A 13,320-nucleotide genomic window follows, 5' to 3' on the forward strand; every position below is an offset into this window, starting at 1 on the left:
TCTTTGCTCCTGTACGTTTAGATGGCCAGACGCAATGCCAGGGCCGAGAGAGAGACCAGCAAAACCGGCAAGGTCAGCAGGATGCCGACCTTGAAGTAGTATCCCCAGGTGATGCGGATTCCTTTACGTTCGAGCACATGCAGCCAGAGCAGAGTCGCGAGACTGCCGATGGGAGTGATCTTCGGGCCCAGGTCGCAACCGATGACGTTGGCGTAGATCATGGCCTCGCGGATGATGCCGTTGGCTTCGCTGGCCTGGATGGACAGAGCGCCGATCAGCACGCTGGGCATGTTGTTCATCACCGAGGACAGAGCCGCCGATAGCAGGCCCGTGCCCAAGGTCGCAGCCCATAATCCCTGTTCGGCGAGGCGGTTCAGCACCAGAGTGAGGGAGTCTGTAAGTCCGGCGTTCTTCAAGCCGTAGACCACCAGGTACATACCTAGCGAAAAGATAACGACCTGCCAGGGGGCATCGCGCAGCACCCGGCGCGTGGCGATCACATGCCCCTTGGCTGCCACGGTAAACAGGATGGCCGCACACACTGCCGCCACTGCGCTGATGGGTATGCCAAGGGGTTCCAGGGCGAACAGGCCGACCAGCAGTAACAGCAATACCCACCAGCCAACGATAAAGGTCGAGCGATCACGGATTGCCTCGGCGGGCACCTTTAGCGCATCGGGAGCGTATTGCGCCGGGATGTTGCGACGGAAGAACAGGTAGAGAACTAGCAAAGTCGCAACAACACTTACCAGGTTGACCGGTACCATCACTGATGCGTATTCGGCGAAGCCCAGATTGAAGTAGTCCGCAGAGACAATGTTCACCAGGTTCGATACCACTAGCGGCAGGCTGGCAGTATCCGAGATGAATCCTGCGGCCATGACAAAGGCTAGCGTGGTAGCGGCAGAGAAGCGTAGCGCCAGCAGTATCGAGATAACGATGGGAGTAAGGATCAGCGCTGCGCCATCGTTGGCAAACAGCGCGGACACGGCAGCGCCCAATAGTATGCAGAAGGCGAACAAGCGGTGAGCGTTTCCACCCGCCCAGCACGCCACATGCAAAGCAGCCCACTCGAAGAAACCAGCCTCGTCGAGCAGCAAGCTGATGATGATGACCGCTATGAAGGTCGCGGTGGCATTCCATACGATGGCCCAGACGGTAGGGATATCTTGCAACGACACCACGCCAACTGCGAGAGCAATGAGCGCACCAAGTGCAGCACTCCAACCAACGCCGAGGCCTCTCGGTTGCCAGATGACCAGTACGAGCGTGAAAAGAAAAACGGCAGCGGCAGTCAGCATGATGATCTCTTGCAGATAAAGATCAGCAGCAGGCACGGACAGGGCGTCCGTCCATGTTGCAAAGGCGGGTGGAATTGATCGCTAGCCAGTCGGCGTTGGCTTGAAGCGTTACCTTGAGAACCTCTACGGCCCATGCCGGCAACTCTGGATTGAGCCGGTAGTAGACCCATTGGCCCTGGCGGCGGTCGAGCAGCAGACCGGTGCTACGAAGCAGGGCCAGATGACGGGATATTTTGGGTTGGCTATCTTCCAGCGCGCACATGAGTTCGCACACGCACAACTCTCCGTGCTCAGCGATCAGCAATGTGGCGCGAGCGCGGGTTTCGTCCGATAGGCACTTGAATAGCTCAGATGGGCTCAGCACGGCAGTGCCTCATTACATATGGATTTTCAAATATATGGAAATTCATATGTAATGAGAACCCCGGAGGCCCGAGTGACTGCTTCTGGCCCAGAGTGTGTAAAAACACTTTCGTATCGTAGATGCCTCAGCCCTGTGCAGTTGGGCGGGTCGATTGCCTGCGCATTTGCCAATATCAGCACCGGTAACGCTCCAACGCGCTTATGAAGCGTTTAAGCGGCACCTGGAGCAGCAAAAGCCGGGGGCTTTTACGCCGCCATTGCCTTCAATAAGCCTTCGGCACCGATGATTTTCATGACCCGCTTCATGTTGTAGGCGAGCACATTCAGACTCATCTCCGCGCTGACGCCGGCCAGCCTACGTGTGAGGAAATGCGTGGATCCCATCCATTGTTTGAGCGTCCCGAAGGGATGTTCAACAGTGCGCTTTCGGACTCGCATCATGTCCGGCGCATGGTTCAGTCGGTTCTGCATTTCGTCTAGCACAGCTTCATGCTCCCAACGTCGCACTCGTCGCTGCTTGCTTGGCGTGCACTGAGTTTTCAGGACGCAGCTCTGGCAGTTCGAACTCCAGTAGCAGTGCATGTTCAGGCCCTTCTCGACGCTGGAGAAACGCCAAATCAATGCCTCATCAGCTGGGCAAACGTATTCATTTTTAACAGCGTTAAAAACGAAGGCATCTTTGTTGAAACGCCCGTCCGCTTTAGCTCCTGAAGTCATCGGTTTGGGTACATAGGCGGTAATTTTTGCATCATGGCATGCTAGGATTTCCTCGCTTTTGAAGTAGCCTCGATCAGCCACGACCGACAGCGTTTCTGAACCAATGGCTTCCCGCGCCTGCTTAGCCATCGAGCTGAGTTGGTCGCGGTCAGAGCCAACGTTCGTGACCTCGTGAGCAACGATCAAATGGTGCTGGGTATCGACCGCCGTCTGTACGTTGTAGCCGACGATGCCAATGCCACGCGTCATCATCGAGCGGGCATCGGGGTCAGTCAGTGAAACCTGTTTGTCTGGAGAGTCGTTGAGCTGAGATTCGATCGCCTGAAGCTCTTTCATCTGGGCTTTGAGCTTGGCGATTTTCTCTTCCAGGCGCGTAGCATCTGGCTCAGCGGCGCTTGGCACTTGCCGATCAGCTGCATCAAGGGAGGTCAGGTAACGGTTGATGCTCGACTCGATTTCTTCCATTCGCCGCTTCAGTTTGGCGCTGGTGAAATTGCGGTCGCGGTTGTTCACTGCCTTGAATTTGCTCCCGTCGATGGCCACCAGGTTTTCGCTAAACAACCCCAACTGTTGGCACAGCACAACGAACTGGCGGCACGCGCCGCGAATGGCTTTGCTGTTGTCTTTTCGGAAGTTGGAGATGGTTTTGAAGTCGGGCATCAAGCGCCCGGTTAGCCACATCAATTCGATGTTGCGCTGGGCTTCTCGCTCAAGACGTCGACTCGATTGGAGGCGGTTGAGATACCCGTAGATGTAGATCTTCAGCAGGATCGCAGGGTGGTACGCAGGTCTGCCGGTTTCGGCTGGAATGACGCCATCAAAACCCAGCGCGGCCAAGTCGAGTTCATCGACGAAGACATCAACCACCCGTACCGGGTTGGAATCGCTGACGTAGTCGTCGAGGCTCTCGGGAAGTAAGGTGCTTTGCCCTCGGTGCTCACCCTGGATAAACCGTTTCATGGGCTTCCCTTGCGATGAAATTCTCAGAAATCATAGCAAGGGTATGTCCGGGCGTTTTTACACACTCTGGGCCGACAGCAGTCACTCTGTACGGGCAGCCGTTAGCTAAGTCAGGGCAGCTAGCGATCGCTTCGCGGCCGGGGCACGATGAGATGCGCCTCCCTTTGAGCTTTTTTAAAGTTTTCTGACTCATAGATCTCAGATGCGTCCTGAGCCAAGCCGCCACAACCCACGACTCGAATCGACTTCACAGCTATCAAGCTTTCTAGCAGTGGGTCAGACTTACGCTTCGGCAAGAGCTTGGACAAAAGAAGTAGCATAGACTTACCCCAAAGAACCTTTCGCTTGTGAAGGTAGCACGCCACTGCGGTCCGCTGGACAATCCACACGGATGTCAGCAGAACACCACTGCTGGATGATCCCGCAAAGCGGGCTCCAATAGGTCCGGGCATGAGACCTGTAGATTTCACTGTGATGCCAGCAAGGAGTCGGACTTACCGAACCAACGACAAAGCGCTAGTCCTCTGGTCTGACTCGACCAAAGCTTTCATCAGAGTTCATTAGCGCAGCGTCTTCACTGAAGAGATGCTCGACTCGTCTTTGCTGCCTGAGCGCTAGTAGCGCGACGAAAAAGCACTTCTCGCACAAACGCAATTCGTAACGCTCACCCTCATGCTTTGCTCCGGCACTCCAATTTGCTTGCATGGTTCCGTACTGGGAGACACCCTTCGACGTCTTTGTAGACAACAGACATGCGTCGCACATGACATCGTTGGCTGATTCTGAATCACCTTTGTCGTTCACAAGCATTCTCTCGCAGCAGCCTTTGGCCCATCGGTGGTCAAACGTTCTCAAAAGCAGCCCCAACATTCTTCCGGTATTTTCGGTAGCTATCAGCCAGCAAGTAGGTCCTCGTAAATTGCGTAGGGATACAAAGCTGGCAGACCGGGCCATGCCCATTTTGACTCTTGGTTATCTGTCTCTTAGTCGTCCGGTTTTGCTCAGATGCTGGATATAGGGCTTCAGACTCTCTATATAAGCCTCAACAAACTCATTAGGATCTAAATTGCTCATACCTGCGAAACGCTGCTCCATAGCTTTTCTCGAATTGGCAAGAACCTCTTCTAGATGCTGCTCCTGCTGCCGCTGGATCTCATGAGGAAGGACAGCGTGTAGACATTCCAGAGCTACCTGAGGGTCATAGAGCTGATATTCATAGATTTTCCTGACGTCAGATTCGTCAAAATCCAAATCAAAATCGACAGATATTTCCTGGCCCTTGGTTGGGTCGATCGCATATGCATATTTGAATTCATCACCCACGTAGCCTGCGCTCAAGGAGATAACGATTCGTGCGATGCCGAAGTATTCGAGATACGCTTGAACCGTCCGCGCAGCCTTATTGCCCCTTACGCAGATACAGTGGATGGGCACGCCGATTGGTCGGTTGATGAGTAGGTCTCGGTCGTAGTAGTAGCCAAAACACGGCTCATCGTTATTGAAGATATAGGCGTTCGCTCGCTCGCAGATATTGGGATTGATACCGTTAGAGGACAGCAGAGCTAAGGCAGTCTTTACGAGCGATTTTCCAACACTCAGGCCCCCGAAACTGAATTCGAAGTGGAAGTGCCCATCAGGGTATTTGGGCTGTGCCGTCGCACTGGTTAAGGCTTTGTCGACATCAAGTGTGGGGTAGGTGCGTTTCAAACCTGCCAAGATCTGGCGAGCCTGTTTCATGTCATTGGCGCTAATTTGAAAGTGAATGCCATCTTCTTTCACTTCCTTATTGATCTCTGGCGCGAAGAGCTTCAACGAGGTTTTGTCATAAATTAACCTTTCGCCAGCAGTAGTCTCAATAACCTCAGCGCGGTTCTCGCCTCTGTCGCGTACGACTCGGAAAAACACGGCCAGTTTGTTTAGCTGCTTGGCCAGATCTGTGTCCCACGTCTCCCCGGCTTTACCATTGCACTTACGACAGATGAAGCCTTTAACCTCACGTATTCCGCCGATGGAGTTGGGGATGATGTGCTCACTAGAATCGTTTTTGGGTGTCAGCGGCTCTTTGCATAAATAGCAATCCATACCTTCTCCTAACAGCACAATGATCTTCCCTCTCAATTCTTCATATCACCGGCACTGGATGTACCTTGAGGCTACCTTTAATCTCGCTCGTAAGGCATACGTTCGCGCGGTTTGGGTGCCTAACCGGTCGTATAGGCCGGGAATGTCTACCGGAGCAGGGGTAGTTTATCCACCTAAAATAAGTGTCCACTTAGCCCAAAACAGACCACATAGCTTTACGTGTTTTCGATTTCGCGCCTACCTTTCGCTTCGCGTAACGCGGCACTGAGCTGAACGACAGCAAAAAGCGCTGCACGCTTAATTGGGGCTCCATATCCGAGCGCGCTTGCTCAGTACTGGCTTGGGCGGCTTTCAATTGATACCAGGGATCCAGTCTGAAAAGCGGCTGACTCAGCCGTGCTCGAAGCACGGTTCCGCTACGCGATCGACGAAGCTCAGGTTCATCCCTACTTAGGGTGGAACGGTCGGTCGTGGCTTCGGCGCTTAGATTTGGTAGCACCCCTGCTTTGGCTTGCGGAATTGCTTCTCTTTTCGCCAGAAAAGCGTGGCGAACAGCGGAAAGCTAAGCATCGTTTTCTGCTGCCAACTGATAGACCGAAAGAAGAGAGACCCGATTTAAGTCCGGGTGTCTGGGAGCGGACGACAAAAGCGGACAGAGCGCTAGCGTTGCGCTCAATATACGAATGGCTACCGCATCTACAACATCCCTGTATGCAAAAGGCCGATAGCCTCACTTCTACTATTACGATCGTATGAAGATTTTGGCCAGCGCTAACTGGCTGGATGATGGAACCACTCAGCCTAGCGACGACGTGCAAATAGCGGCTTAAGCCGCATTGACCACAGCATCAAGCCGCTACCCAAATGCGTGCTACTGGACGGGCTGGTTAGGCTAGAAGCCGAGCGCAATTGTCGTAGACGCAAACGCTGCACCAACGGTGAAAGCTATTACGTTCGCAAACAAGAAAATTACGAGAAGGAAAGCGTACTGCACTGCCTTGAGCATTTGATCATCCTTGATCCGAGCACTTACCAGGGGAAATCCTGCCGCTTAGAAAATGTACGTAGCAGGCATCTGGCCTAGGCGCTCGATTGTGCTGAAAGACTTTGGAGGGTCCACGCGGTCACCCGCTCCAACTGAAGCGGTCAGGAACAGAAACGCGAAGAAACTGAGTACGCGAGAATGCATGATATTCATCCATGAATGAGCGGCGATCCTTGCCAGCGTGGGCGATACTATCGTATCCACGCCCGCCGTCATGTGAACCGGATCTCAGGCCCGCATTAGCTTCGGCACCGCCCTACCCGCTACGCCCCATCTGAACGAGTAACTATGCGAACTGGGATTTACATTGACTTCGAAAACATTGCATCCAACAAGCTAGGAGCAATCGACTTCGCAGCACTCCGCAGATTCTACGAAAGCACGGGAGTCGTTGTGCAGGCTCACGCCTACCTCGCGATCGATGAGCAACGTGAGGCCGAAAATTCGAAATATGCTGGATGGCGTAAGAACTGCCGGATCCGGCTTGAAGCGGGCGAATTTAAGCTCCATCAAAAGTCGGTGAAGACTTACCAAACAGACTCAGGCGAAACTACCACTAAGGCAAATGTCGACGTCGATCTGACAGTAGACGTCATGCTTCACGCCGAGCGGCTAGACCGAGTTGTGCTTCTTTCAGGAGACGGGGATTTCGTTCGGCTTGTAGAGGTACTTCAAGACAAGGGAATTTGGGTTGAAGTCGTCGCGGTCGCAGGCTTATCTGGGGGCCTGGCCCGGGCATGCAATCGGGTTACGAACCCACTCCTGATACCCGGCGTTCACTACTCGAACGAGCACAGCTATCACCGAATCATACGAGTGATAGCGTTCGATCATCACAAACGCGAAGCCACTGTAGAGTACTGGGATAGTTTTCCCAAAACACTGTCAGTCAGCGACCCTGCCTTGAAGCGAGAGAGGCTTCAACTGGACCCTCAAATGTACGAATCACAGCGATTTCGCCCTGGATCAGTGATCGGCTGGACAGGCGCAGCTGGTCTTTCCGCGTACCACGAAATTGGCTAAGGCTCGCCTGACCAATCCCAGAAAAGCAAGATGTCATTAATACCTAGGGAGTCAAACATATAAATGCCGGCGTTTTCCTTCGAAATTTTCGACGCGAAAGATTTAATACTACTCTTTTTAGGGGCCACGCTTGGCTATATCTTCAGCCTAATAGCCTCTAAACAAACAGAGAAAAGAAAAGATTTAGTTTTGGAAATACTTGGTCGACAGATAGTAGCCGAGAGCGGGAAGTCTTGTCCATTCAAGATAATTGATCGTGCGGGCAACACACTAGATAACATCTATTTTGTTGTAGCCCGTATTTGGAACAGGGGACGAGATACCGTTCGAGGTGATGAAATTTCGCCGTCAGCGCCTCTTACTATAGAAGTAAACGAGTCGGCAAGGGTAATCGGAGAACCCGAGATAGTAAGACCTCACTCACAAATGGAATTTTCTATAACTTCACCGCATCAAAACAAATTCGTTTTTTCCTTTGACTGTTTAAACCACGACGAGTGGGTGCAGGTAGGGTTTTATATAACAGGAGATCCTCGGGCTTCAATCAAAGGCGCTGGACGAATTTTCGGACAGCATTCAGATTTCGAGGTTACCACGGATGATTCTAAAGCAAGTTTTTACGAGAGATTAACTGCCTCCATTGCATTTTTAATTGTAGTTTCAAGCCCATTTGCGCTTATTGGCGCACTCTGGTGGACTTACGAATATTATTCTATAACTGACATATTCTTTAATCCTGACAGCCTACCAAAATCACTTATGTTTTTATTAAGCTTAGGAATGATGGTTATTTCAGCCGCATCTATGTATTACTTATCGCTTTGGATTAAACGCAAGAATAACCCTAAAGGCTATCCGATCCGTGAAGACTTTGAGCCAACACAACGTCAGTCGCTAAGAGCCTTCTTCCTAACAGCCTTACACGGCAAACGATACGAGGTCTCAACATCTGTGCACGATTACGGTGAAATTAAAACTCGCTCAAAAGGGCAAAGCAGCTCTAAAAATAGAGACTAAAAATTCCATAAAATTTTCGAATCAAAGAATGGAATTGCCATTAACGACGAAATATAAGACTCGTTTACTATCATCTGATGATGTCCATCTTCGGTGAAAATCTCAGGGCTCAATAAGCCTGAAGCCGGATTAGATTATTCACCGAATACAAATAGATTGCTCGTGCCTGTAGCTTCACAGTTTAGGCAACTCGAGCCGCCTAATTTCTACGTACGCCCAATTATTTTTTATAAATGCTGATAGTTCTGCCGACCGCATCAACTGGAGGGCTCTTGCTAGAATAGCTAAACCCACTTACGAGTTGAAAACTCAAGTAGTGTCTGACGCCTCCGGCAGGTCGTGACTCCTCGAAAATCAATGCACTGCTCACCTGCTCTACCCTAAGCCCGTCATCTCCCGTGAACGCTAAATGGACAGACTGGATGTTTTCAGGAGCGTCCAACGCCTGTAACTGAAGCTCAGTACAATCGGTTGTCATCAAAACACCTGATGAGTCAGCGATCATTAGGAAATAGACACCTTCACTGATGTGAACAGAACTCCAAGTCTGATACTCATCGCTTTCTAGGATCGGCCAGGGATCTAAGCTCGGTTTGACAGGCGAAAACATAATATAAACCTTCGTTGGGTTCTGCGTTATCAAAAGCCTCATTTAAATACTAGGCTCTTTTTTTGGGGCACGATGGAAGGTGATTGCCTATCCAGATATCGCCAATTTATGCTTGACGCATACGCCACATACGGAAGTAGATATGGACAATGAAAACAGCGCTCCAATACCAGATATCCCTGCACAGACTAAAAAGCGTATAGATTTTTTAAACGATGCAGACTTCCGTATACCTGTAACCGTCGAAGAATTTAACCGAGGCGATGAAGAAATCATCGCCCTGTTCGAGCGAGACTAGGCAGAAGATGACTAAACTCCGTTCTGCTAGCGATTAGCTGGCATGGACTTTCTAACCACTCAGCGTGGCTCAGGCCTGCGGCGAGGTATATCTGGTATGACTGGCGCTCCTCCGCCAAGCTCTACAAATTTATAATAGCCAGATATCTTCTGCTTTTTGCGAACAGAGCTGCGATTTCGAGACAGCGTTCAGCATTCTTCTCATTCAACTCTTTACGCTCTTCATCGCTGATATTGCGTAGCTTCTGTAGCTTTTCTTTTTAACGCTTCACCTTAAAGGCAATTATTTCCTCAAAGCTCAGGTCGTTGTATATTCTTTAATCATCATCGCGTCTCTTTAAATGAGTCAAAATGACCGAATGATCTTCGACTTCTATGCTGAATTCGTCACCCGCTTCCCACCCTTCCTGCTTTAAGAGTTCTGGCGGAAGATCAATGAAACCGTCACCCGTACCGTCGGCTGCGTCGTGAAGTGTCAGCACCCATCGTCTCTTACTAGTCATTCCACCTCCGCAAGAGCGATACGTCATTAACAGGTGATAAGGTGCCGCGCGTTCAACCTGATTTCGGACGAACATCAATCTAATACGCTATCATTTAGCCGCGATAGCAATACCATAACTTTGTCACAGCCTGACTCTGTTGAAAGCACTTCAGCAGGTGTTAGTCCACCTAATGCAGTGGCTGGCAGTCTAGCCCATGCAGCAGACTGAACTCCGAATTGACATACAATATCAAGAATCACACTTGCCAACTTCCGCCCATGCGCTAACATCATTAGCTTGGAGGCCTCTACTGATTGGATGCTTGTAGTCAAATGATGCTCACCGCATCTGACATTCAACCACCCTCTATCATTTGCTAGCTCCCCTTCAGCGCCGCAGCATTCACATACATGCCCTGATACCATCTCGATTATTTCAAGAGCGATCTCACTAAACGCATTAGTACCGCCACAATATATTCTTAGCTTACCGAACTTCTCTTTTATCTGAACAACTATAATTTTTTGATCGCGATGTTTCTTGTATGAGTTGAGAATGCCCAGTGCGGCGTAAACCAGTCCAAACCATCCGCTCGCACATTGGCATGCGAACGTGTCGTTCCGGCTCGTGCCGTAGGTATCTAGCAGGGAGCCGTAATCAACAGCTAGTTGGCCTTCGTAAACGCTATCCATTTATCTCCCTAGTAGTACGACACCTGACTGCTCGTACGGATCACGTCTGTGGAAAGGTGAGCCAAATGCAGTACGACTGTGACATATAATAAATATGAAAATATGCACATATGTACATAGCCCTTGATGGCGCATTCTGGCTCCATTGTTTTCATTTGCCAAGAGCAATGAACACAAAAAACGATATCGCTAGGGCTGTACGTGAATTCCGGGCTGCTATGAATGTGCCTCAGACCAGTCTGGGTATGGATCAGGCGTACATCAGCCGCGTAGAGAGCGGAAACCGGACGCCAACGCTTGCAAAAATAGAAGAGATCGCCGAACGACTAAACGTCCATCCTTTGGCGATCGTTGCTGCCGCTTATGTTAGAAGCCATGACGAATGGCGCGCCTTAGACAAGATGCTACAGACTCAGCTACGTGATGTTCTTCCGCCGCAATAGGTATAGTCAAAAAACGCTTAGTTGGAAGGCACCTCTTGCTGGAAGCAAATTTAACTAGCTCGTTGACCGAGGCGCGAACAGGTGTCTCCATCTACCGGGTGAGCATATAGGTACTAAGCCGCAAATGTGCAACTAAAGGCGCGGAATAGCGCATATTTGAGGAAGCAATCAACGTGTTGTATTTATTCGACTATTTTCGGATGGATGCAGGCGTTACCCGGCATTTCGGTTCGAGTCCGGGGAGGCCCACCATTCAAATAGAAAGACCGCACCGAATGGTGCGGTCTTTTTTTGGGGACGAAACGCCCGTATGGCTCAGTTGCTTGGATTAGGACCCAGTGACAGGTCAGTATCATTCCCACTTGCCCTGGATACCACCGACGACACAAAGCCGCCCATCACAAACACACAGACCAAAAGCTGTATCGAGATCAGACCGCGTACCCATTTTGAGTTGCCGACCACATCACCATAGGTGGTCGTCGTTGAAATACCGATACTGAAAAAGAGGAAGTCCAACCATGAGACAGCCTCCAGGCGTTGCTTGCGCCAGGTCTGGGCGACGTCGATGAGTTCTGTGCGCTTCTGCATGAGTTCCGTCGCAACCACTTCACGTTCATGGGCCTGGGCCTGAGTCGTGTCATGCAATTTATCCATCTGTGCCATGAGCAGGGGATCGCCGAACTGCCCGATGTTGCTCACGAAAAAATCATAAGCGTTAGCCATTTGTTGAGCCTGAATGACCCGCAAGCCCGCAAGCTTCACTCTCAGATTGGCCTCAGCAACACCATAATCCTGCCCTGACGAGCCACGTTCCAAGAACGCCTGCAAGACGTGCTCCGCCTCAGCAACATTGCGAGTAGCCACAGCGGTGATGTCTTGCCGGTACCGCTCGCCATTGGTCATGGTGATGGTTTGGTTGCGCCTGCCTACCTCGACGAGTTCTGCGCGGCCAGAGTCGACTTTCTGGTCTAAAGACCTCACCTGGAGGTCGAGTTCGTTGATTCGGGCCTTGATGCTTGCCAGCTGAACACTAATGCCACCCAGGCTAGGAGCACCTATCGTGGTGTGAGTATCCATCTCCTGCCACGCCAGCAATGGAATATCGGACAGTGGGTCCAGGTTCAATTCACTGTTGACGATAAAACTGTCTGGACGAACGCTCCAGAGGAAGTAATACAACCAACTGAACAGCAATACGATTGCGAGATAGCCCAGGAACCATCTGTTTACTTTCCTGAGCAACGCCAAAGATCCCTTCCAAACCATATCAATTCTGACCAACGAAAAATTCCTAGAATGCGCGTGAGAAGCATCGAGGACGCGCTAGCGTCCGCAGTGCTAGATGAACACATTTGTACGCAATGGACCACGAGGTGGTGGCTGGACCGTAGTTTGGTTGAGAGCCTGTTCAGGCGAGACGTAGAGCAGGAGACCGTCCAGGCCATCTACCCAGAAGGAACAACCAAAGCTGTTGTGGTCGGCATCATCCGGCTATGCCCGTTTCAACAGCGAGAACGCCTGCATTCGGGGAGCGCCCGCTCAAGGTCAACGCTCGTCAAAAAAACTTTGCGGGACATCGGACTTCAGGCAATGAACCCTCCTGACAGAGCTGCAACGTCTCAATAAAATCCCCAGTACCTAGGACAGCTTGGACCATATCGACGAGGGCAAACGTGGCAATACCCAGCCCATCTTGCTCCTTAGCAAAAGGGCCAAGATCTCGCAGAACAGCCTCACACTTTTTTCCATCGTGGTGATACTGAAACGAATTCAGCCAGTCCATCACTACTAGGTAGGACAGCGGTGGTCGTCCTGGACCAGAGAGCCGCATACGCTGGTTCATCGGTTTGAGCAAATACGCATCGCGTAACCGTCAAGGTGCCGGTGAAATACCCGGTGGCACAGACTCTTTTTGAGCACCTTGAGGATTGATGGAAGGTAGCATCGCTCGTTCTGGAGAACGAACGGGCGAAGCTTGAGCAACATCGCCCAAATGGGTTCCTCCTCAAGTCGCACACTACTCATCCGTGCGGGCGCGCCCTGTTTCCAGTTGAGCCTTATGGAGCTACCGCGCCCCTCCTGCACGAAACGAGTCGAGCGGAGCACCTCGGCGTGTCGCCAGAACTCCATGAGCAGCGCCCGGTCCACCTCCGGAATCTCGAAGCGTACCGATTCTCGGTGAAGGTCATTGTTGGCTATAAGGGTGGTTGCAATGAGCACGACGTCTAAGCTCCGGCAGTTTGGTCTGTCATAAGCCCTAACTGAACGCTTATTTGCAATGT

At 51.3% G+C, this 13,320-nt stretch carries 11 protein-coding genes; 4 read left to right on the forward strand and 7 right to left on the reverse strand.

Features of this window, described 5'->3' with window-relative positions:
* Positions 1 to 17 precede the first annotated feature (17 nt).
* The 4 genes from IEY47_RS15020 to IEY47_RS15035 all read right to left on the reverse strand — a co-directional run bounded on the left by IEY47_RS15020 (position 18) and on the right by IEY47_RS15035 (position 5,423).
* The gene (locus IEY47_RS15020; protein WP_188984460.1) at positions 18 to 1,301 is read right to left on the reverse strand and encodes an arsenic transporter; all 1,284 of its coding nucleotides are present in this window, start codon (positions 1,299 to 1,301) and stop codon (positions 18 to 20) included.
* Positions 1,302 to 1,323: 22 nt separating this feature from the next.
* A complete protein-coding gene (locus IEY47_RS15025; protein ID WP_188984095.1) occupies positions 1,324 to 1,665 on the reverse strand; it encodes a metalloregulator ArsR/SmtB family transcription factor in 342 nt (113 codons plus the stop codon).
* 245 nt (positions 1,666 to 1,910) lie between these two features.
* Positions 1,911 to 3,341 carry an IS1182 family transposase gene (locus IEY47_RS15030; protein WP_188984097.1) on the reverse strand — a complete coding sequence of 477 codons (1,431 nt, stop codon included), beginning with the start codon at positions 3,339 to 3,341 and terminating at the stop codon, positions 1,911 to 1,913.
* 972 nt (positions 3,342 to 4,313) lie between these two features.
* Positions 4,314 to 5,423, reverse strand: a complete 1,110-nt coding sequence (locus IEY47_RS15035; protein ID WP_188984099.1) for an HNH endonuclease — start codon at positions 5,421 to 5,423, stop codon at positions 4,314 to 4,316.
* Between the two features lie 1,333 nt (positions 5,424 to 6,756).
* On the opposite strand from IEY47_RS15035, the gene IEY47_RS15040 reads away from it, so the two are divergent.
* The 3 genes from IEY47_RS15040 to IEY47_RS15050 all read left to right on the forward strand — a co-directional run bounded on the left by IEY47_RS15040 (position 6,757) and on the right by IEY47_RS15050 (position 9,416).
* The gene (locus IEY47_RS15040; protein ID WP_188984101.1) at positions 6,757 to 7,491 is read left to right on the forward strand and encodes a LabA-like NYN domain-containing protein; all 735 of its coding nucleotides are present in this window, start codon (positions 6,757 to 6,759) and stop codon (positions 7,489 to 7,491) included.
* 63 nt (positions 7,492 to 7,554) lie between these two features.
* Complete coding sequence (locus tag IEY47_RS15045; RefSeq protein ID WP_188984103.1) at positions 7,555 to 8,508, forward strand: hypothetical protein; 954 nt, start codon at positions 7,555 to 7,557, stop codon at positions 8,506 to 8,508.
* Between the two features lie 689 nt (positions 8,509 to 9,197).
* Entirely contained in the window at positions 9,198 to 9,416 is a 219-nt protein-coding gene (locus IEY47_RS15050) for a hypothetical protein (protein ID WP_188984105.1), read from the forward strand.
* Positions 9,417 to 9,992: 576 nt separating this feature from the next.
* On the opposite strand, the gene IEY47_RS15055 is transcribed toward IEY47_RS15050, so the two are convergent.
* Positions 9,993 to 10,592, reverse strand: coding sequence for an antitoxin Xre/MbcA/ParS toxin-binding domain-containing protein (locus IEY47_RS15055; protein WP_188984107.1), 600 nt, complete (start codon positions 10,590 to 10,592; stop codon positions 9,993 to 9,995).
* A 110-nt stretch (positions 10,593 to 10,702) separates the two neighbouring features.
* Here IEY47_RS15055 and IEY47_RS15060 point away from each other — a divergent pair, with 110 nt between their 5' ends.
* Positions 10,703 to 11,035: a helix-turn-helix domain-containing protein gene (locus tag IEY47_RS15060; protein WP_188984109.1), complete on the forward strand. Its 333-nt coding sequence runs from the start codon at positions 10,703 to 10,705 to the stop codon at positions 11,033 to 11,035.
* Positions 11,036 to 11,350: 315 nt separating this feature from the next.
* Here IEY47_RS15060 and IEY47_RS15065 read toward each other — a convergent pair whose 3' ends face one another.
* Together IEY47_RS15065 and IEY47_RS15070 are read right to left on the reverse strand one after the other, a co-directional pair.
* Positions 11,351 to 12,319, reverse strand: a complete 969-nt coding sequence (locus tag IEY47_RS15065; RefSeq protein ID WP_188984111.1) for a potassium channel family protein — start codon at positions 12,317 to 12,319, stop codon at positions 11,351 to 11,353.
* A 558-nt stretch (positions 12,320 to 12,877) separates the two neighbouring features.
* Positions 12,878 to 13,258: a hypothetical protein gene (locus tag IEY47_RS15070; RefSeq protein ID WP_188984113.1), complete on the reverse strand. Its 381-nt coding sequence runs from the start codon at positions 13,256 to 13,258 to the stop codon at positions 12,878 to 12,880.
* Between the last annotated feature and the right edge of the window lie 62 nt (positions 13,259 to 13,320).

The sequence above is a fragment of the Pseudomonas matsuisoli genome, assembly GCF_014647635.1.
In the GTDB taxonomy this organism is placed as follows: Bacteria; Pseudomonadota; Gammaproteobacteria; order Pseudomonadales; family Pseudomonadaceae; genus Pseudomonas_P; species Pseudomonas_P matsuisoli.